This is a genomic window from Pseudomonas sp. 10C3, assembly GCF_036346185.1.
In the GTDB taxonomy this organism is placed as follows: domain Bacteria; phylum Pseudomonadota; class Gammaproteobacteria; order Pseudomonadales; family Pseudomonadaceae; genus Aquipseudomonas.
Genome location: NZ_JASJVE010000012.1, coordinates 46,217 through 67,193 on the forward strand (window position 1 = coordinate 46,217; position 20,977 = coordinate 67,193).

General features: G+C 57.8%; 18 protein-coding genes and 1 pseudogene. 10 read left to right on the forward strand and 9 right to left on the reverse strand.

The genetic code is table 11. The features are described from left to right. Nucleotides 1-54 precede the first annotated feature (54 nt). From QN399_RS13230 to QN399_RS13255, 6 genes are all read left to right on the forward strand, one after another. Nucleotides 55-1,383, forward strand: coding sequence for an imelysin family protein (locus QN399_RS13230; protein ID WP_330201027.1), 1,329 nt, complete (start codon nt 55-57; stop codon nt 1,381-1,383). Nucleotides 1,384-1,576: 193 nt separating this feature from the next. Continuing rightward, nucleotides 1,577-2,962, forward strand: coding sequence for a di-heme oxidoredictase family protein (locus QN399_RS13235; RefSeq protein ID WP_323566115.1), 1,386 nt, complete (start codon nt 1,577-1,579; stop codon nt 2,960-2,962). Between the two features lie 36 nt (nt 2,963-2,998). Further along, nucleotides 2,999-4,063 carry an imelysin family protein gene (locus tag QN399_RS13240; RefSeq protein WP_322181751.1) on the forward strand — a complete coding sequence of 355 codons (1,065 nt, stop codon included), beginning with the start codon at nt 2,999-3,001 and terminating at the stop codon, nt 4,061-4,063. A 1-nt stretch (nt 4,064) separates the two neighbouring features. After that, on the forward strand, nt 4,065-5,177 hold the full coding sequence (locus tag QN399_RS13245; protein WP_322181753.1) for a DUF1513 domain-containing protein: 1,113 nt from the start codon (nt 4,065-4,067) through the stop codon (nt 5,175-5,177). Nucleotides 5,178-5,309: 132 nt separating this feature from the next. After that, nucleotides 5,310-6,461 (forward strand): efflux RND transporter periplasmic adaptor subunit, encoded by a 1,152-nt coding sequence (locus QN399_RS13250; protein ID WP_322217915.1) that lies wholly within the window; start codon nt 5,310-5,312, stop codon nt 6,459-6,461. Nucleotides 6,462-6,475: 14 nt separating this feature from the next. Continuing rightward, nucleotides 6,476-9,523: a multidrug efflux RND transporter permease subunit gene (locus QN399_RS13255; protein WP_330201028.1), complete on the forward strand. Its 3,048-nt coding sequence runs from the start codon at nt 6,476-6,478 to the stop codon at nt 9,521-9,523. Between the two features lie 48 nt (nt 9,524-9,571). On the opposite strand, the gene QN399_RS13260 is transcribed toward QN399_RS13255, so the two are convergent. The 4 genes and pseudogenes from QN399_RS13260 to colR all read right to left on the reverse strand — a co-directional run bounded on the left by QN399_RS13260 (nt 9,572) and on the right by colR (nt 12,091). Then, nucleotides 9,572-9,799 (reverse strand): hypothetical protein, encoded by a 228-nt coding sequence (locus QN399_RS13260; RefSeq protein WP_330201029.1) that lies wholly within the window; start codon nt 9,797-9,799, stop codon nt 9,572-9,574. Next, a pseudogene (locus tag QN399_RS13265) lies at nt 9,799-9,894 on the reverse strand (InaA protein); the annotation flags it as partial. The pseudogene QN399_RS13265 and the gene QN399_RS13260, both read right to left, overlap by 1 nt. A 243-nt stretch (nt 9,895-10,137) precedes the next feature. After that, nucleotides 10,138-11,418 carry a HAMP domain-containing sensor histidine kinase gene (locus QN399_RS13270; protein ID WP_322181759.1) on the reverse strand — a complete coding sequence of 427 codons (1,281 nt, stop codon included), beginning with the start codon at nt 11,416-11,418 and terminating at the stop codon, nt 10,138-10,140. Further along, nucleotides 11,408-12,091: a two-component system response regulator ColR gene (colR, locus tag QN399_RS13275; RefSeq protein WP_259098423.1), complete on the reverse strand. Its 684-nt coding sequence runs from the start codon at nt 12,089-12,091 to the stop codon at nt 11,408-11,410. The genes QN399_RS13270 and colR overlap by 11 nt, the downstream gene beginning before the upstream one ends. Before the next feature lie 337 nt (nt 12,092-12,428). Between colR and QN399_RS13280 the strand changes: the two genes are divergently transcribed. Continuing rightward, on the forward strand, nt 12,429-13,175 hold the full coding sequence (locus tag QN399_RS13280) for a phosphatase PAP2 family protein (protein WP_322181761.1): 747 nt from the start codon (nt 12,429-12,431) through the stop codon (nt 13,173-13,175). Between the two features lie 119 nt (nt 13,176-13,294). On the opposite strand, the gene groL is transcribed toward QN399_RS13280, so the two are convergent. The 4 genes from groL to QN399_RS13300 all read right to left on the reverse strand — a co-directional run bounded on the left by groL (nt 13,295) and on the right by QN399_RS13300 (nt 16,828). Further along, entirely contained in the window at nt 13,295-14,938 is a 1,644-nt protein-coding gene (gene groL / locus QN399_RS13285) for a chaperonin GroEL (RefSeq protein ID WP_219062231.1), read from the reverse strand. A gap of 50 nt (nt 14,939-14,988) precedes the next feature. Then, nucleotides 14,989-15,282, reverse strand: a complete 294-nt coding sequence (locus QN399_RS13290) for a co-chaperone GroES (RefSeq protein ID WP_322166002.1) — start codon at nt 15,280-15,282, stop codon at nt 14,989-14,991. A 265-nt stretch (nt 15,283-15,547) separates the two neighbouring features. Beyond that, a complete protein-coding gene (locus tag QN399_RS13295) occupies nt 15,548-16,030 on the reverse strand; it encodes an FxsA family protein (RefSeq protein ID WP_322181764.1) in 483 nt (160 codons plus the stop codon). A 66-nt stretch (nt 16,031-16,096) separates the two neighbouring features. Further along, nucleotides 16,097-16,828 carry a HugZ family protein gene (locus QN399_RS13300; protein WP_322217923.1) on the reverse strand — a complete coding sequence of 244 codons (732 nt, stop codon included), beginning with the start codon at nt 16,826-16,828 and terminating at the stop codon, nt 16,097-16,099. Between the two features lie 144 nt (nt 16,829-16,972). Between QN399_RS13300 and QN399_RS13305 the strand changes: the two genes are divergently transcribed. Continuing rightward, entirely contained in the window at nt 16,973-17,731 is a 759-nt protein-coding gene (locus tag QN399_RS13305) for an SDR family oxidoreductase (RefSeq protein WP_322181768.1), read from the forward strand. A 109-nt stretch (nt 17,732-17,840) separates the two neighbouring features. On the opposite strand, the gene QN399_RS13310 is transcribed toward QN399_RS13305, so the two are convergent. After that, complete coding sequence (locus QN399_RS13310) at nt 17,841-18,848, reverse strand: DUF481 domain-containing protein (RefSeq protein ID WP_322181770.1); 1,008 nt, start codon at nt 18,846-18,848, stop codon at nt 17,841-17,843. A gap of 135 nt (nt 18,849-18,983) precedes the next feature. On the opposite strand from QN399_RS13310, the gene QN399_RS13315 reads away from it, so the two are divergent. Both QN399_RS13315 and QN399_RS13320 read left to right on the forward strand, forming a co-directional pair. Next, nucleotides 18,984-19,352, forward strand: a complete 369-nt coding sequence (locus QN399_RS13315) for an MGMT family protein (RefSeq protein WP_322181772.1) — start codon at nt 18,984-18,986, stop codon at nt 19,350-19,352. A gap of 42 nt (nt 19,353-19,394) precedes the next feature. Continuing rightward, the gene (locus tag QN399_RS13320; protein WP_322181774.1) at nt 19,395-20,954 is read left to right on the forward strand and encodes an AmpG family muropeptide MFS transporter; all 1,560 of its coding nucleotides are present in this window, start codon (nt 19,395-19,397) and stop codon (nt 20,952-20,954) included. Nucleotides 20,955-20,977: the final 23 nt, after the last annotated feature.

The window sequence follows — 20,977 nt, forward strand, 5'->3', positions numbered from 1 at the left end:
CCGCCTTTCCAATTGCTAACGCGTGTTATTCACTTCTCGACGCAGGATTTCGTCATGATTCGTATGCCTCTCGCAACCGCTAGTCTGTTGGCCTTCGCTATCTCGCTCGCTGGCTGCGGCGAAGGCAAGGACAAAGCCGCCGCGCCGCAAGCCCCGGTTGCTGCTACCACAACACCTGTTGCCGCAGGCCAGCTCGACGACGTCGCGGCCAAGGCAGTGGTCGCCAACTACACCAACATGGTCTTCGCCGTGTTCAGCGATGCCGAATCCACTGCGAAAACGTTGCGCACGGCGGTGAACGACTTCCTCGCCACCCCCAACGACGCATCCCTCAAGAAAGCCCGTGCTGCCTGGGTCGCCGCTCGCGTGCCTTACATGCAGAGTGAAGTCTTCCGCTTCGGCAATACCCTTATCGATGACTGGGAAGGTCAGGTTAACGCCTGGCCCCTGGACGAAGGCCTGATCGACTACGTAGCTGGCGATTACCAGCACGCGCTGGGCAACCCGGGCGCGACCGCCAACATCATCGCCAACACCGAAATCCAGGTTGGCGAAGACAAAGTCGACGTCAAGCAAATCACCGGCGAAAAACTGGCCAGCCTCAACGAGTTGGGAGGTTCCGAAGCCAACGTCGCCACCGGCTACCACGCCATCGAGTTCCTGCTCTGGGGCCAGGACCTGCACGGCAACGGTCCAGGTGCCGGCGAGCGCCCGGCCACTGATTACGTCGAAGGCGCAGCGGGCACTGGCGGCCACAATGATCGTCGTCGCGCCTACCTCAAAGCAGTGACCGACCTGCTGGTCAGCGATCTGGAAAAAATGGTCGACAACTGGAAACCAGGTGTTGCAGGCAACTACCGCGCCTCGCTGGAAGCCGAGTCCGGCGAAAGCGGTCTGCGCAAAATGCTCTTCGGCATGGGCAGCCTGTCCCTCGGCGAACTGGCCGGCGAACGCATGAAAGTCGCGCTGGAAGCCAACTCCAGCGAAGACGAACACGACTGCTTCAGCGACAACACGCACAACTCTCACTTCTACAATGGTCTGGGCATCCGCAACGTCTATCTGGGTGAATACACCCGTGTGGACGGCAACAAAATCAGCGGCCCAAGCCTGTCCTCGCTGGTCGCCAAAGCGGACGCCACCGCCGACGCCACGCTCAAGGCCGACTTGAACGCCACGCAGGCCAAGCTGCAAGTGATCGTCGACCATGCCAACAAGAGCGAGCACTTCGATCAACTGATCGCTGCCGGCAACACCCAGGGCAACCAGATCGTGCGCGATGCCATCGCATCACTGGTCACCCAGACCGGCGCCATCGAACAAGCTGCGACCAAGCTCGGCATCACCGACCTGAACCCGGACAACGCTGATCACGAGCTCTGATTCAAGGTTCATACCCATTACATAGGTAAGTGTGATGGCCTCTTCGTGAATAAATTCACTCCCACAGAAAACATGCGATTCCCTGTGGGAGTGAACTCATTCACGAAAGCGGTATGTCAGGCCAAAACCGCACTATCAGGATGCTCCAGTGATTCCCTTGCTATCCCGCCTATCCCTTCCCCTGCTCCTGGTCATGACCATGAGTGCGTGCGATCACGCGCCGCGTTTCACTAAAGCCGAGCCGGGTGAAGCGTTGTCGGGGGGAAGCGCGACGGTGAGCAAGACAGACCGGAATGCTTTTTCGCTGCCCTCAGCCAATCTTTCGCCTGTACGGCGTCTGGATTTCAGCGTCGGCAATAGCTTTTTTCGCAGCCCGTGGGTGATCGCGCCGTCGACCACCACCGCCCGTGACGGCCTGGGCCCGCTGTTCAATACCAACGCCTGCCAGAACTGCCACATCAAGGACGGCCGCGGCCATCCACCTGCACCAGGCGACAGCAATGCGGTGTCGATGCTGGTGCGCCTGTCGATCCCCAATGATCCCGCCTACGCCACACTCATTGAGCAATCGGGCGTGCTGCCCGAACCGGTGTATGGCGGGCAACTGCAGGACATGGCGATCCCCGGCGTCGCACCGGAAGGTAAGGTTCGCGTCGACTATGAGCTGTTGCCGGTGACCTTCAAGGACGGCACACGGATCGAATTACGTCAGCCCAAACTGCAGATTACCCAACTCGGCTATGGACCGATGCACCCCGGCACCCTTTTCTCCGCGCGGGTCGCACCACCGATGATTGGGTTAGGTCTGTTGGAGGCGATCCCGGATGCGGCAATTCTGGCCAACGCCGACACTCAACACCAACGGAACAATGGCATTACCGGGCGCCCCAACCGGGTCTGGGACGACGCACAACAGAAAATCGTGCTGGGGCGATTTGGCTGGAAAGCCGGGCAGCCGAATCTCAACCAGCAAAATGCGCACGCCTTCTCGGGCGATATGGGCCTGACCACCGGCCTCAAAACCGCCGATGACTGCACCTCGACCCAAATCGACTGCCTCAACGCGCCAACCGGTAAAGGCCCTGAAGGCGAACCGGAGGTCAGTGATAACATCCTGCGTCTGGTGCTGTTTTACAGCCGCAACCTGGGAGTGCCCGCGCGACGGGATGTCGACAACCGACAGGTGCTGGCCGGCAAGACTCTGTTTTATCAAACAGGCTGTCAGCAGTGTCATACGCCACAGTTCACCACGGGTGCCAACGCCGCCGAACCCGAGCAGGCCAATCAAGTGATCCGCCCTTACAGCGATTTGTTGCTGCACGACATGGGCGAAGGACTGGCCGACCATCGCAGCGAGTTTCAAGCCACTGGCCGCGACTGGCGTACTCCGCCGTTGTGGGGCATTGGCCTGACCGAAACAGTCAGCGGGCACACACAGTTTTTACACGACGGTCGCGCTCGGAACCTGCTTGAAGCCGTGCTCTGGCACGGTGGCGAAGCGCACGCCGCGCAGCAACAAGTATTGGCGTTTAGCGCCGAACAGCGCACTGCATTATTAGCGTTTTTGAACTCGCTTTAACGATGTAATCCCTATTGATGAGAAGAGGAGCCGGACATGTTCCGCCCCAAACTGTTATTCACCAGCCTGGCCGCCTTTGCCATCGCCGCCTGCTCGCCACAAGACCCACAGGCCGTGACGTCTGCCGCCATCGCCAAACAGGTGATACTGCCGACCTACAGTCGCTGGGTCGATGCCGACCGCCAACTGTCGATCAGCGCGTTGGCGTTCTGTCAGGGCACGTCAGACCTGGACACCGCCCGCGCCGACTTCCTGCACGCGCAAAAAGCCTGGGCTGAATTACAGCCATTGCTGATTGGTCCATTGGCCGAAGGCAATCGCGCCTGGCAAGTCCAGTTCTGGCCAGACAAAAAGAACCTAGTGGGGCGCCAGGTAGAGCAATTGGTCAGCGCACAACCGCAGATCAATGCCGACGCACTGAGCAAGTCCAGCGTCGTGGTGCAGGGCCTTTCGGCGTATGAATACATCCTGTTCGACGCCAATGTCGACATGGCCAACACCGAGCAAAAAACCCGTTATTGCCCCCTGCTGATCGCTATCGGTGAGCGCCAGAAAGCGCTGGCCGAGGAGATCCTGACCGGCTGGAACAGCACTGATGGCATGCTCGCACAATTGAGCAAGTTCCCTAATCCGCGTTATGCCGACGCCCATGAAGCCATCGCTGAATTGCTTCGGGTGCAGGTCACCGCACTGGACAGCCTGAAGAAAAAACTTGGCACGCCATTGGGTCGTCAGACCAAGGGCATACCACAGCCGTTCCAGGCCGACGCCTGGCGCAGCAAGGCATCGCTCAGTAGCCTGGAAGCCAGCTTGATCAGCGCCGAGACGGTGTGGTCTGGCGTCGACAACCACGGCCTGCGTGGCCTGCTGCCCGCCGAACAAAAACCACTGGCCGACAAAATCGATGCCGCTTATGCCGCCAGCCGCCAGCTGCTTTCAGCGTTGAAACCTCCGTTGACCGACCTGCTCGCCACCGACGCTGGTCGTCAGCAGCTCAATGCCTTCTACGACAGCCTCAACGCCCTCCATCGTTTGCATGAAGGCGAACTCGCCAAGGCGCTGGATATCCAGCTTGGCTTCAACGCTAATGATGGTGACTGATATGTTGCGACGTCAGGCCCTGGCCCTTGGAAGTCTGCTGCTCGGCGCTTGTACGCTGGGCGGCTGGACACTCTTTCAGCAAAAGGGGTTTCGGCAAAAAGGGGCGAACCCTCTGCTGCTTTCCGCTCGGGACGATGGCAACGGCAAGCACTATGCCGTGGGGTATCGTCTGGACGGCAGCCAAGTCTTCGCCACTCAGGTCGGCCAACGTTGCCATGACATCATCAATCACCCTGACCTGCCCTTGGCGCTGTTCGTCGCGCGCAGGCCCGGGACGCAAAGCTACCTGCTCGACTTGCGGGACGGTCGTTTGCTCCAGACCCTCACGTCCCGGCCCAACCGGCACTTCTACGGCCACGCCGTCATTCACAAAAGTGGCGAATGGCTGTACGCCACTGAAAACGACACCACCGACCCAGGACGCGGGGTGCTGAGCGTCTATCAGTTCGTCAACGAACGCCTGGTACACAGTGGCGAAATCCCTACCCACGGCGTCGGCCCTCATCAGGTGTCGTGGATGCCCGATGGCGAAACCCTGGTGGTCGCCAACGGCGGGATTCGCACCGAAGCCGAAAGCCGGGTCGAAATGAACCTCAATGCCATGCAGCCCAGCTTGGTGCTGATGCAGCGCGATGGCACCTTGTTGAGCAAAGAAGCCCTCAGCCAGTCGATGAACAGCATCCGCCATCTGGCCATCGCCAGCGACGGCACGATTGTCGCGGGGCAGCAGTTCATGGGCGAAGCACACGAGTCGTCTGAACTGCTGGCGATCAAACGCCCCGGCCAGCCCTTCGTGGCGTTCCCGGTGGCCGACAGCCAATCGCAGGCGATGAATCACTACACCGCCAGCGTTGCAGTGCACAGCGAACTGCGTCTGGTGGCCCTCACCGCACCGCGCGGCAACCGCTTTTTTATCTGGGATCTGGACAGCGGCGAAGTGCGTCTCGATGCGTCACTGGCCGACTGCGCAGGCGTCGGCGCAGTGACGGATGGTTTCGTCGTCACCTCAGGCCAGGGACGCTGTCGATTCTACGATTGTCGGCAAACAGAGCTGCTGGCAAAGCCTCTTGAATTGCCGGCGGGGCTCTGGGATAACCATCTGCATCTGGTTTGATGCAGGGCCAGCAAAGCTGGCTTATCCTGAACCAGCACGCCCGTAGTTCCTGCAGTATCGCCCCGAGACAACGCCGGGGCGGCGGGATTCATGTGCTAGCCCGATTCAACGGTTTTTCCAAGGAAGTGGAATATGCTGCGTCGCCGGATGCTGATCATGTTGGGGGTTGTGCTGCTCGTGGCGCTGAGCCTAGCGGGCTATAAAGCCTTTTCCGTCTATCGGCAGATCCAGGTATTCGCCACCCCCAAACCGCCCATCAATGTTGCCGTCGTTACCGCCAACGAACAACCGTGGCAGAGTCAGCTCCCGGCGATTGGCACCCTCAAGGCCTTGCAAGGGGTCGATCTGAGCCTGGAGATTGCAGGGACGGTCAAGGCCTTGCAGTTCGAGTCCGGGCAGAAGGTCACTGCTGGTCAGCTGCTCCTGCAGTTGGACAGCGATGTTGAAAGGGCGCTGTTGGGCACCGCTGAAGCTGAATTGGGCCTGGCGAAGATTGAGCACGGACGTGGCAGCCAATTGGTCGGTAGCCAGGCCATCTCCAAAGGCGATTTCGACCGGCTCGCCGCACAGTTGAAAAAAGCCTACGCCTCGGTCGCACAATTAAATGCCGCGTTGGCGAAAAAAAGCATCCTCGCCCCCTTCAGCGGCACCATCGGCATTCGTCAGGTGGATGTCGGTGATTACCTCGCGAGCGGCACGATGATCGCCACGTTGCAGAATTTGAGCAGTTTGTACGTCGACTTCTATGTACCTGAGCAAGCGGTGCCGAAACTGGCGGTTGGCCAGGTAGCGCTGGTCACCGTAGCGGCCTATCCGGCACAAACCTTTGAGGCGAAAATCAGCGCAATCAACCCGAAAGTCGATGACGCCACGCGCAACATACTGGTCCGCGCCACGCTGCCTAACCCTGGCGGCGAGCTGCTGCCGGGGATGTTCGCCAGTCTGCAGGTATTGCTACCCGGCGCCAGCACCCGCGTGGTGGTCCCGGAAAGCGCGATCAGCTATACCCTCTACGGCAATTCGGTGTATCTCGTGGTGGCGAAAAAAACCGCCGGGGGCGAGCCCGAAAAAGACGCCAAAGGCGAGCCGCAATGGACCGTGGAGCGGCGCTTCGTCGAGACGGGCGAGCACCGCAATGGTCGAGTGGTTGTCAGCAAAGGGCTGAGCGCCGGTGAACGGGTGGTCAGCGCTGGCCAGCTCAAACTGGACACTGGAGCCCATGTCGCCATCAGTGCCGACAAGACACTGCAAGCCGAACAGAACAGCCCGCCACGCGCTGACTGATCAAGGAATTCTTCATGGCGTTTACAGATCCGTTCATCCGTCGTCCGGTGCTGGCCACCGTCATCAGCCTGCTGATTGTACTCTTGGGCTTCCAGGCATTCGGCAAGCTGACCATTCGCCAATACCCGCAGATGGAAAACGCCCTGATCACTGTGACAACGGCTTACCCCGGGGCCAACGCCGAGACTATCCAGGGCTATATCACCCAGCCGTTGCAACAGAGTCTGGCCAGCGCCGAAGGCATTGATTACATGACCTCGGTCAGTCGTCAGAACTTTTCGGTGGTGTCGATTTATGCACGCATCGGTGCGGACAGCGACCGGCTCTTCACCGAGCTGCTGGCCAAGGCCAACGAGGTCAAGAACAAGCTGCCGCAAGACGCTGAAGACCCTGTATTGAACAAGCAGGCCGCCGATTCAACCGCCCTGATGTACATCAGCTTCTATAGCAGCGAATTGAGTAACCCGCAGATCACCGACTATCTGTCACGGGTGATTCAGCCCAAGCTTGCGACCCTGCCGGGCATGGCCGAAGCAGAGATTATCGGCAATCAAGTCTTTGCCATGCGCCTGTGGCTCGACCCAGTGCGCCTCGCCGGTTACGGCCTGACCGCCAGTGATGTCACTGCGGCCGTGCGCCGCTACAACTACCTGTCCGCTGCCGGCGAAGTAAAAGGCGAATACGTGGTCACCAGCATCAATGCTGCCACCGAATTGAAGTCTGCCGAAGCCTTTGCCGCCATCCCGCTGAAAATCTCGGGCGACCGCCGCGTGCTGCTCAGCGATGTCGCCCGAGTGGAAATGGGGGCGGAAAACTATAACGCGATCAGTTCTTTCGATGGCACGCCGTCGGTCTATATCGCTATCAGGGGTACGCCCAGTTCCAACCCGCTGGACGTGATCAAGGAAGTGCGCAAGATCTTGCCGGAGCTGGAAAACCAGTTGCCGCCCACCCTGAAAATTTCCATTGCCTATGACGCTACCCTGTTTATTCAGGCATCGATTCATGAGGTGATGAAAACCCTGATCGAAGCGGTGTTGATCGTGATTGTCGTGGTGTTCCTGTTCCTCGGCGCCCTGCGTTCGGTGCTGATCCCGGTGATTACCATTCCGTTGTCGATGATCGGCGTGTTGTTCTTCATGCAACTGATGGGTTACTCGATCAACTTGCTGACCTTGCTCGCGATGGTGCTGGCGATCGGGCTGGTGGTGGACGATGCGATTGTGGTGGTGGAGAACATCCATCGGCATATCGAGGAGGGAAAGACGCCGTTCAACGCGGCCATTGAAGGCGCCAGGGAAATCGCGAGGCCGGTGGTGTCGATGACCCTGACCCTGGCAGCCGTCTATGCACCCATCGGTTTTCTTCAAGGCCTGAGCGGGGCCCTGTTTAAGGAGTTCGCCCTGACGCTGGCAGGCGCGGTGGTTATTTCGGGAGTGGTAGCGCTAACGTTGTCGCCGATGATGTGCGCCCTGCTTTTACGTCACAACGAGAATCCTCGTGGCCTGTCGCACAAACTTGATCAGACCTTCGGACGCCTCAAGGCCCGCTACCAACGCATGCTGCACAGCACGCTGAATACGCGGCCCGTGGTGCTGGTGTTTGCCTTGATCGTGTTATGCCTGATTCCGGCGCTGCTCAAGTTCACCAAATCGGAATTGGCGCCCGATGAAGACCAGGGCATCATTTTCATGATGGCCACGTCGCCACAACCGACTAATCTCGACTACCTGAACGCCTACACCGATGAGTTCATCGGGATCTTCAGGACGTTTCCCGAGTATTACTCCTCGTTCCAGATCAATGGCTTTGACGGGGTGCAGACCGGTATCGGCGGTTTCCTGCTCAAGCCGTGGAACGAGCGCAACCGCACGCAGATGCAGCTTCTGCCTGAGCTGCAGGCCAAAGTCGCGAAGATCGCGGGCCTGCAAGTGTTCGGTTTCAACTTGCCGTCGCTGCCGGGTACGGGCGAAGGCCTGCCTTTCCAGTTCGTGATCAATACGCCGAACGACTATGAGTCGCTGCTGCAAGTGGCCACCCGGATAAAGACGCGCGCGGCCGAGTCAGGCAAGTTTGCGTTTCTCGATATTGATCTGGCCTTCGACAAGCCCGAGGTAGTGGTCGATATCGATCGGGCCAAGGCGGCGCAGATGGGTGTGTCCATGCTCGATCTGGGCGGCACGCTGGCAACATTGCTCGGCGAAGCGGAGATTAACCGTTTCACCCTTGATGGCCGCAGCTACAAGGTCATCGCGCAAGTCGAACGGCCGTATCGGGACAATCCTGACTGGCTGAACAATTACTACGTGAAGAACAACAAAGGCGAACTCCTGGCACTGTCGACGCTGATCAAGGTCCATGACCGGGCCAAACCGCGTCAGTTGAACCAGTTTCAGCAACTGAATTCGGCGATTATTCAGGGTTTCCCGATTGTCGGCATGGGCGAGGCTATCGAGACCGTTCGCCAGATCGCCACAGAAGAAGCACCACACGGTTATGCCTACGACTATGCGGGCGCTGCGCGGCAGTTCGTGCAGGAAGGCAATGCCTTGTGGATGACCTTTGCTCTGGCACTGACGATTATTTTTTTGGTGCTGGCGGCGCAGTTCGAAAGCTTTCGAGACCCATTGGTCATTCTGGTGACGGTCCCGCTATCGATCTGCGGGGCACTGATTCCGTTGTTTCTGGGGCTATCGAGCATGAACATCTATACACAGGTGGGACTGGTGACGCTGATAGGGCTGATCAGCAAGCACGGCATCCTGATCGTTGAGTTCGCCAACCAATTACGCCGCGACAAGGGCCTGAGCGCCCGCGAAGCGGTCGAAGAAGCCGCTGCGATTCGTCTGCGTCCGGTATTGATGACCACGGCTGCGATGGTATTTGGCATGGTGCCGCTGATTCTTGCTACCGGTGCCGGGGCCGTCAGCCGCTTCGACATCGGCACCGTGATTGCCACGGGAATGTCGATCGGCACGCTGTTCACCCTGTTCGTGCTGCCGTGCGTGTACACGCTGCTGGCGGCACCTGACAAGAGGGCTGATCTGGCCCTTGATCTGTAGAAACCAAAAGGCCCCGTAAAAACGGAGCCTTTTGATTGACGAAAGTTTTCAATTTTCTTGTCTCACCCCTTGAGTCAAGCCATACATAAACAGTAATAGGTCATGATCGGGCCTCATAGACTCCTGAACCTTGGCCACACGTGGCAAGAGGCATCGACCCTCGCCATGTTGCGCACTCAATATCTTGGGCCCAGGTTGCTCCCAGAGGGCCAGCGCCAAGGATGCGATCCCTAAAGCCCCCACCAAAAAAAAACCTCGGGCTATTTCGAGTTTCATTAATGCAAGCCTTTGATAGCGCTGCCAAACGCCGTCTCGTAAAAGTAGACGAGTTTCTGCCATGCTGTTGCACTGAACGACGAATGGCGACGAAGATCGGGCTCGTCGACCCACTCTCCTCGCCGGGTCCAGAAGTACGCGAAACGATCCTGAACTGCAACATTCGGTTCTGCGACAAAGTCCACCGTCATCCTGTTACCTCTTGCGCAATAAATAAACTCGGCCTTACCCGCAGAAACTCACGCAGCAAAGCCAACGTGGGACACCTCTGCGAGCGAAACGGTTCCTTTATTTTGCAAATGGTATTACAAGGCATTGGGCCGCGCCTCCGCCAAAACTCAGCGTGGCGCCACCTTCAAGTCAACTCTAAAACGACAGCCATTTGGCTCTACGTTGCTCAGACTCACGCTCCAGCCCTGGTTTTCACAGATCCGCTGGACCAGTGAAAGCCCCAAGCCCAACCCTTCACCTCGCTGCTCGTTGCCGCGCACGAACGGCTGGAACATGGCTTCACGTTTTTCCTCGGGAATCCCGACACCGCTGTCCTCGACCACAAAGCCTTCTGCTTCTAGCGTAAGCCGGATAAACCCGCTGTCGGTGTAATGCAATGCGTTGCGCAGCAAGTTGCCCATCACCGCATGAAGGAACGTGGCGTTGTAGCCTGTGTCCGAAGACTGACCAGGCTCAAACAACAGTGTCAAACCTTTGGCCTCAATGGGTTCTCGCCACAACGTTATCAACTGATCAGCTGCCGCAGCGAGGGATAGCTTCGGCGCCATGTCCGAATCCTCACGCTGGGTCCGCGCCAGCATGAGAAAGGTTTGCACCAGATCACGCATCTCTTCACAGGCACGAGCAATACGCTGCACCTGAGCGCGTGCGCGCTGATCGAGGGCCGGATTTTCAAGCAGCAACTCACAGGAGCTGGCAAGTACCATCAGCGGCGTGCGCAGCTCATGACTGACATCACTGGTGAACAAGCGCTCTCGCGTCAGGGCCTGACGCAAACGCCCGAGCGTGGTATCAAAGGCCACGGCCAGCTCACCCACTTCATCGGCGGCATAGTCTGGCGCCAAGAGCGGCGCAAGCCCCAACAGTTGATCGCGATGCCTGACCTGTCTGGCCAGCCTTACCACCGGCGCCATTACTTTTCGCGCCAATATCCAGCCGAGGAACACTGCCAGCCCCAGCGCAAGGACGAACCCGACCAGCACCACCGCGAACAGCACCCGTTCACGCTCTTCAAAATCGCTTTGATCCTTCAACAACGCGTATCGACGTCCGTCGACGACGACCACCATGACGTGATAGGAAAGGTCATCACGAAAGACTTCATGAAACCCTGGCTCCAGATGCCGCAAATCTTTAGGCAAATCGAACTCACCACGGCCGTCGCTGAAATAGAACAGCTCACCTGGCTCCGGGCGATGGCTCCAGTCGCTAATGCTGTCCATCAACAACAAGCGGTTGAGGTCGCTCCCAAGACCTGCGGAGATCAGCTTTTCTTCGACCACATGGACGGTTGCCACGATGCCTAGGGCGAACGATCCTGCAACCAACGCACTCATCAACGCGAACGCGATGATGATCCGCTGGGCAAGGCTTTGTTTAAACTCCATCACGGCCCTCGGCCAAGCGGTACCCAACGCCATGTACCGTCTGCAGCAACGGCTTGGCAAACGGTTTGTCGATCACCTGACGCAACTGGTGCACATGGCTACGCAGGCTGTCGCTGTCTGGACAATCGTCGCCCCACAGGGCCTCTTCAAGAATCTCCCGACGCAGCACATGCGGGCTTTTCTGCATCAATACCGCCAAGAGCTTGAGGCCGACAGGGTTGAGTTTGAGCAGGCGCCCTTCCCGAGTCACCTCTAAGGTATCGAGGTCGTAAATCAGGTCAGCGACCTGCAGGGTGCGCCTGCCTCCCCCCTGAGCACGGCGCAATACCGCTTCGATTCGTGCAGCGAGTTCGGACAAGGCGAAGGGTTTGAGCAGGTAATCGTCAGCGCCGGAACGGAAGCCTTGCAGCCGGTCGTCCAGTTGATCGCGTGCGGTGAGCATAATTACAGGGGTATCGCGCCGGGCATCCTCGCGCAGCCGCTTGCACAGGGTATAGCCGTCTATACCGGGCAGCATGATATCGAGCACGATCAGGTCATAGTGCTCGGTGGCCGCCAGATGCAAACCGGAAAGCCCATCCTGCGCGCAGTCGACCGTATAGCCCTTCAAACCCAGGTAATCCGCCAGGTTTGCCAGGATGTCGCGGTTGTCTTCAACCAGCAGAATTCGCATGGGGTACTCTCTCTGTATGCTGTTAAGGCCTTGAAGCTGGCGCAGCTTAAGGCCAAGTGACGCGCTCGACCAGTTCTAACGGTCAGGACCGGGTCGCTGGGTCGATCTCGCTCAACGTTTTTTTCACAGCGGGTTCACAACCGCATTACAGTGGCGCTGCCAGACTTTGGCCTTTGCGATCAGGAATCATCAATACGGTTAGCGCTATCGGCGCCGGCGCGCTATTGGCCTTTACGGTCCACCACTGGTTTGTCCGGGGGGCTGCCGAGCGTCAGTATATTCATCATGCTCCAGGCTGATCGGCCTGGACCCTCTCTCTATGCGCTCAGGATATTTCATGCCTTCACCTTTTGCCCGCCCCTACTCTCGCCCACTCAATCTTTGGGTGTGCCTGGGTGTCCCCGCCGTTACAGCGGTCATTCTGATCTTGCTGGAACTGACCTCCCTGGACATGGATATCGCCAGGCACCTCTATGACCCGGTAGCGGGAGACTTTATCGGTCGACACAGCAATTTCCTTGAAGACGTCCTCCACAACCGCGCAAAACAGGCAGTGATTGCGTTCAGTCTTATTTCCCTGGCTGCCTTTGCCGGCGCTTTTTTTGTGCAGCGCCTGAAACCGTGGCGCCGCGAACTGGGTTGCCTGGTACTGTCCATGGCGCTGTCCACCGCCTTCGTGACACCCGTCAAAGTCGTCACCTCGGTGCAATGCCCATGGAGCCTGACTGAGTTCGGCGGCCAAGAAACCTACAGCGAGTTGCTAAGCCCTCGTCCTGCGACCGACAAACCTGGGCGCTGCTGGCCCGGCGGTCATGCTGCGACCGGCTTTACCCTGTTCGCACTGTTCTTCGCCTTGCGTGATCGCCGTCCTCGCCTGGCACGAGCCGCATTGGTATTTGCCTTCAGCCTGGGCACGATTTTCTCGATTGGTCGAATGCTGCAAGGTGCGCACTTCTTCTCTCACAACGTCTGGACAGCGGTGTTCTGCTGGCTGATTTGCCTGGGGTCGTATTACGCCGTGTTATACCGCGCTGAACCGAAGATAGTCCCGGCGAGTAAACCTCTGGTCGCCAAGGCTGGTTGATTCTGAGTCTGTGTGCGGAGCGGAACTTTAACGCTCGCCGCACAGCTCAGCCTCACCGACTACCCGCCATAAAAAAACCCCGCCGAAGCGGGGTTTTTTATGGGAGAGGTAAAGCTGGCTTACATCATGCCGCCCATACCACCCATGCCGCCCATGTCCGGCATGCCGCCGCCAGCAGCCTTGTCGTCAACCACTTCAGCGATCATCGCTTCGGTAGTGATCATCAGGCTGGCGATGGAGGACGCCGCTTGCAGAGCAGAGCGAGTCACTTTAGCTGGGTCAAGGATGCCCATTTCGATCATGTCGCCGTATTCGCCAGTAGCAGCGTTGTAACCGAAGTTACCCGAACCCTGCTTGACCTTGTCGACAACTACGCTTGGCTCGTCGCCGGAGTTGGAAACGATCTGACGCAGTGGAGCTTCTACAGCGCGACGCAGCAGAGCGATACCGACGTCCTGATCAGCGTTGTCGCCTTTCAGGCCAGCGATTGCTTGCAGGGAGCGAACCAGTGCCACGCCACCGCCAGGTACCACGCCTTCTTCAACGGCTGCACGTGTTGCGTGCAGGGCGTCTTCAACGCGGGCTTTCTTCTCTTTCATTTCAACTTCGGAACCGGCGCCGACTTTGATTACTGCAACGCCGCCGGACAACTTGGCCAGACGCTCTTGCAGTTTTTCTTTGTCGTAGTCAGACGTGGTGTCTGCTACTTGCGTACGGATCTGAGCGATACGCGAGTCGATATCGGCACGAACGCCAGCACCGTCGATGATGGTGGTGTTTTCTTTGTTCAGCACAACGCGCTTGGCATTACCCAGGTGTTCCAGGGTAGTGGTTTCCAGGCTCAGGCCGATCTCTTCGGAGATAACGGTACCGCCAGTCAGAACAGCGATGTCCTGCAGCATGGCCTTGCGACGATCACCAAAGCCAGGAGCTTTGACGGCTGCAACTTTCACGATACCGCGCATGTTGTTCACAACCAGAGTCGCCAAGGCTTCGCCTTCAACGTCTTCAGCAACGATCAACAGCGGACGGCCAGCTTTGGCCACTGCTTCCAGAACTGGCAGCATTTCGCGGATGTTGGAGATTTTTTTGTCGACCAGCAGGATCAGCGGACCGTCCAGCTCGGCAACCATGGTATCTGGCTTGTTGATGAAGTACGGGGACAGGTAGCCACGGTCGAACTGCATGCCTTCAACAACAGACAATTCGTTTTCCAGGCCAGTGCCTTCTTCAACGGTGATAACGCCGTCTTTGGTCACTTTTTCCATAGCTTCGGCAATGATGTCGCCGATGGAGCTATCGGAGTTGGCGGAGATGGTACCCACCTGAGCAATGGCCTTGGTGTCGGTGCAAGGCTTGGACAGCAGCTTGAGCTGAGCAACGATAGCGATGGTCGCTTTGTCGATGCCGCGCTTCAGGTCCATTGGGTTCATGCCGGCAGCGACGGCTTTCAGGCCTTCGTTGACGATCGATTGAGCCAGAACGGTAGCGGTGGTGGTGCCGTCGCCTGCGTCATCGTTTGCACGGGAAGCAACGTCTTTAACCAGCTGCGCGCCCATGTTTTCGAAACGGTCTTTCAGTTCGATTTCTTTTGCAACGGAGACGCCGTCTTTGGTGATCAGCGGAGCGCCAAAGCTTTTTTCGATAATGACGTTACGGCCTTTAGGCCCGAGGGTCGCTTTAACTGCGTCAGCCAGGACGTTGACACCGGTGAGCATTTTTTTACGGGCGGAGTCGCCGAATTTAACTTCTTTTGCAGCCATGATCGTTATTCCTTAAATACTGGGTAGTAACGGAAATTCGCGGGAAATACTCAGGCTTCGACGACTGCGAGAATTTCGTTCTCGCTCATCACCAGCAGGTCTTCGCCGTCTATTTTCACAGTGTTGCTGCCGGAGTAAGGGCCAAACACCACTTTGTCGCCTACTTTTACGGCCAGCGCACGCACTTCACCGTTGTCCAGCACGCGGCCGGTACCAACAGCAAGGATCTCGCCACGGTTTGGCTTTTCAGCAGCCGAACCCGGCAGAACGATACCGCCAGCAGTTTTCGATTCTTCTTCGCTGCGACGGATTACGACGCGGTCATGCAGAGGACGAAGCTTCATTGTCGATCTCCTAATTATGGTTTTGAACGTCCGGTGACTGCACCGGCGGTTTAGAACATCCGGCGTTGCCGGTTACGGTTCGACGAGCGAACCGCAGAATACGGTCTGGCGAATCCACCAGAAACCTTGCGGTGACCCTTACATAAGGGCGAGCAAGGTGATTACAAGGCTTGGCGTGTAATTTTTTTGCAGACAGATACAGCCTTTTGAAACATATGCGGCACCGGACGGTCCCGCACAGGCCGTTGCGTACAGGCTAGAACGCTTACCGATCGCGATGTTCGAACTCACCTTCGATCACGTTAGGCTGACGGTTGCCGGGGTGTGCGGCACCGGGACGCTCCGGGCCACCCGCGGCTCGTACGTCATCGGCAAACGCACGCTGGCGGATCGCTTGCTCTTCAGCGCGCTTGCGCAACGTGTTGACCAGCACCTTACGGGTGAACGGCAACAGGCAGATCAGCCCCAGTACGTCACTGATAAAACCAGGCAGCAGCAGTAACCCACCGCCGACGGCGACCATCAGACCTTCCAGCATCTGCTGGGCTGGCAGCTCGCCGCGGGCCAGGCTCTCGCGGGCACGCAGCGCCGTGGCAAAGCCTGCGATCCGGATCACGAATACGCCGAGCATGGAGCTGGCGACCACCAGCAAGAAGGTCGGCAAAAAGCCAATGGCCATACCCACCTTGACCAGAACAAACAGTTCCAGCACTGGAAACAGTAGAAAGAGCAACAGAAAAACGCGCATCAAATGAGTTCCTCAACGGAAGAATGACTTCCAATAAACCCTATGTGACGTCGCCAAATCGTGAATTCAAGCCTCTTGGGCTTCATTCGCCGGCCATTTTTCAGCATGGGCCAGCTGGACCAAGGCTTCGCGAACTTGTTTCGGAGTGTTACAGGAGTAAGCAAAAGCCAGCCAGTATAGACCCTGCCCTATGCGTAAATGCATACCTTCGCTGTCGATACCGACCATCTGTGCGGGCTGCGTCTGCGGCAGACCGGACAGCGTGACGTAATGGGCGATGGCGGTAGCGTGGTCGTTATTCATGTGTTCGACCATTGCGGTTTCCGCTGCGCCAGCAAACGGATTGGCCAGGGCGACCTCATCGAGCCAGTGAATCGCGCCAAAACCGCCGATATAACGGTATCGCACCGGGACCAGCACCCAGAAGTCAAAGTCGTGGGCACTGTGATAGCTCTGCGATTCGGGGAAATACCGGTAATAACGCTCGGCAGCCGCTTCAATGGCAGCGCTGTCGGTCAGTTTCTCGGCCTCGGCCAGCAGGGTGATACGGCCCACCGCCTGTACATCCTCAGCTCCGCGCTCTCCAACCAGCAGCGAGCACTTGGGGTCCTTTTGCAGGTTATGCGTGTGCTGGGCGATGCGGCTGATCAGGATCAGTGGCCTGCCCTGATCATCCAGGCAATAAGGCACCACAGAGCCGAACGGGAAGCCGGGCATGGATTTGGAGTGAGTGGACAGCACACCCCGGTATTCCTTGAGCAGCAATTCTCGGGCATGCTTAGCGGCATTAACGCTCATCTTATGACTCCTTATATAGAATCCGTCGAAAACGGACGGGCGCTCGGTATTTTTGCAGCGCCACCAGAGCAACTCCAAGCGCGGACTCCGCGAGTGTGGGTCATCTGGTAAGGATAACCACCGACTGTTTTATTGGGCACGCGCATGCATTTGAAAGACAAGATAATTATTATCACTGGCGGTTGCCAGGGTTTGGGCCGTTCGATGGCCGAATATCTCGCGGCCAAAGGCGCGAAGCTGGCCCTGGTGGACTTGAATCAGGAAAAGCTTGATCAAGCGGTTGCCGCTTGCAAGGCATTGGGCGTGGAAGCACGGTCTTACCTGTGCAACGTCGCTAACGAAGAACAAGTGACGCAGATGGTTGCTCAAGTTGCCGAGGACTTCGGCGCGATTCACGGCCTGATCAATAACGCAGGGATTCTTCGTGACGGCCTGCTGCTAAGGGTCAAGGACGGCGAGATGACCAAGATGTCCCTGGCGCAGTGGCAAGCGGTCATCGACGTCAATTTGACCGGCGTATTCTTGTGCACCCGTGAAGTGGCAGCAAAGATGATCGAACTGAAGAATCAGGGCGCGATCATCAATATCTCTTCGATCTCCCGCGCAGGCAATGTCGGTCAGACCAACTACTCGGCGGCCAAAGCCGGTGTCGCAGCCGCCACCGTGACCTGGGCCAAGGAACTGGCACGCTATGGCATCCGCGTCGCAGGCATTGCCCCTGGCTTCATCGAAACTGAAATGACCTTGGGCATGAAGCCTGAAGCGCTGGAAAAAATGACCTCAGGCATCCCGCTCAAGCGCATGGGCAAACCTGAAGAAATCGCCCATTCGGCAGCTTATATTCTGGAGAACGACTACTTCAGCGGTCGTATTCTGGAATTGGACGGCGGGTTGCGGATCTAGGTTCTATTGCTGATCAGGGAGATCGCGTCAGTCGGACGCGACCCTGATCCGTTCGCAGGGCAGGGGAATGCCTGGTTGCAAGCGCCCCTGCGATAGCCTCATCGGAGGCTTACCACGTCACCCCAAAGCCAGCCGTATAGCGGGTCTTGTCGAGATCCCCGTCGGAAGAACCGCTAATGAGGTTTTTCTCAGCCTTCAGGTTGAGCGAGGCCCATTCGGTAACTTTGTAACGCAGCCCAATCTCACTGTCCAGACTGTAATTGGCAACGCCCGTGAGTGATTTGTTCAATTCGCCATTGGTGAAAAACTCGACCCTCTTGCCAATCAAGAAACGGTTGTAATCCCACTTCATGCCCGCGGAATAGAAATTGGCTTTCTGACCGTCCGCGTATTCGTAGTCGGTGCGGTTAAGCAACGAACCCAGCGAGAATGCACCCAGCTCGTCATCCCAGAACTGATAGCCCGGACCGGTACCGATTGTACGTTGGCGGGTCAAATTTTCTATATCGTCGCGTTTGTAGGTAACACGACCATCCCAGAACCATTTTTCGGTGAAGAAACGGTCAATGGAGTACTCGGCGCTCCAGTTATCGGTACTGATGAGGCCATCCTGAGTTTCGCGGTTGTACTCGCCTTTGGCGTTATGCCGCCAATCGCCGTGACGCGCCGAAGTCTTGAAGGCGATGTTGTAATCGTCGGTGTTCTTTTCCGCACGCTGAAAATCCAGCGCGGCATCGATGCTGCCTTTCCAGACCAGATCCGTAATCACCGGTTTGGGTTTCATGATCTGCTGGATGCTGGCCAGCTCGACAGTCTTGGGCGCCTCACCATTGGCCAGCGTCACCTTGCCATCCTCGGCCGGCTGCAACGACTTGGCGATTTCGCCGGGGTACTTGTCCTGTTTGACCAGAAGCTTCTGATCACTCTCCAGGGTTTTGATCTGTTTCCAGTCCAGCGGGATCGCTCCGGCATAATCGGTCTGGAGCAACAACTTACCGCCATCGAAGACTCTAATGGTCCCCGTCAGCCGATCACCATTTTTCAACCAGACGGTATCGGCGAGTACAGGTATGGAGGTGCTGATAATAGCAATGCACAGCAAGGTTCTAGACAGCATAAGCAACGACAAGGCTCAGGTTTACAGGGGAATCGGGCATCATCTCCAGGACGACAACGAGCAACAAAAGACCCATTACGCGGGCTGTAGTTCCACAAACCCTGCCTTCAAGCGCCTTTCAACAGGAATAAACGCGTGACCGATCACCCGCCAAAACAGGACGACTCTGCTCAATTAACGCCGGCCGAAGTCCGGCGTAGAGCGCTCTACGTGACCCTCCATCAAATCCCGGAAGGCAAGGTCGTGAGCTATGGACAGCTGGCTGAATTTGCCGGACTGGGGCGTGCCGCACGCTGGGTTGGGCGCACGTTGAGCCAATTACCGCAGGGCACCTCCCTCCCCTGGCACCGGGTGCTGGGGGCGGGCGGTAAACTCAGTTTGCCGGTCGGAACCGCCTCAGGCGACGAACAACGTGCGCGTCTAAGGGCTGAAGGCGTCATCATCAAAAATAATCGAGTAGATATTCAGTGCCATGGCTGGCGCCCGATAGAGCACAGCGGTTAGAGTGCGCCCTTTGTTTTCGTAACCTGAGGCAGACTTCAGCCCATGCCCCGTAAATCCTGGCGCGCCGCGCTCGCCGCTTATGCCAGCCCCTCGACGTTAGTGCTATTACTGCTCGGATTCGCTGCGGGCATGCCTTATATGCTCGTGTTTTCCACGCTGTCGGTCTGGCTGCGCGAAGCGGGCGTCGCACGTGAAACCATCGGTTATGCCAGCCTCATCGGCCTGGCTTATGCCTTCAAGTGGGTCTGGTCACCCCTATTGGACCAATGGCGCCTGCCTTTTCTTGGCAAACTTGGCCGCCGACGATCATGGCTGGTGTTGTCTCAATCCCTGATAGTGCTTGGCTTGATCGGCATGGGTTTTTGCGACCCACAAAAACACCTGTCCTGGCTGATTGCTATTGCCGTGCTGGTTGCGTTCTCGTCTGCGACGCAAGACATCGCCATCGACGCCTATCGTCTGGAAATCGCTGAAGACAGCCGCCAGGCCGCCCTGGCAGCGAGCTACATGTCCGGGTACCGCGTTGCGGCTCTGCTTTCCACTGCGGGGGCGCTGTATTTTGCCGAAGGCTTCGGCTCGACTGGCTTCAGCTACAAACATTCGGCGTGGGCGGGCACTTACATTCTGTTCGGCCTTTTGATGCTGCCCGCACTGGTCACCACGATGGTCATGCGAGAGCCACCGGTACCGTTGCGCACCCAGCTGTCCGCAGCGCGCTATGGATTCAACCACCAGTTGGCGTCAGTCTTTGTGCTGATCATCTTGCTGGTTTCAGTACCCGCGATGTTCACCCAGCTGTACTACACGGACTTTGCCAGCGTGCTGTTCAACGGCACCAGCTGGGTCACTCTGCTGCTCGAAGACCGAGCGTTTCTACGCGCCATCCTGTACATCACACTGACCACCCTGTGCCTGTCATCCTTTGGTCGACGCGGGCTTGCACCCGTCCTGACTCCCGTTAACGACTTCATCAGGCGCTATCGCTGGCAGGCTTTTCTGCTGTTAGGTCTGATCGCAACCTATCGAATGTCAGACACGGTCATGGGTGTCATGGCTAACGTATTTTATATCGACCTGGGCTTCACCAAGGACCAGATTGCCAGCGTCAGCAAGCTCTTCGGCCTGGTCATGACCCTGTTGGGCGCGGGCTTTGGTGGGTTGTTGATCGTTCGTTTCGGCATTCTGCCGATCCTGTTCATCGGCGGCTTTGCCTCAGCGGCCACTAATCTGCTGTTTTTAATGCTCGCAGACATGGGCCCGAACCTGCGGATGCTCATAGTGACCATCTCCCTGGACAACTTCAGCGCAGGGATGGCTACGTCTGCTTTCGTCGCCTATCTATCGAGCCTGACCAACCTCAAGTTCTCGGCGACACAATACGCGCTACTCAGCTCGATCATGCTCTTGTTGCCGCGCCTGATAGGTGGCTATTCCGGGGTAATGGTAGAAAGGTTTGGCTACCACACCTTCTTCCTGATCACCGCCGTGCTCGGGTTACCAACCCTGGTGATGATCGCCCTGCAATGGGCTCAGGAGGCACGACGGGCCAAAGCGGTGCAGGTGCCGGAAGCGATTGAAACATCGGTCAGCGAACAGCCTTAGGTTGCGCGGCAAGCAAAAAGCCC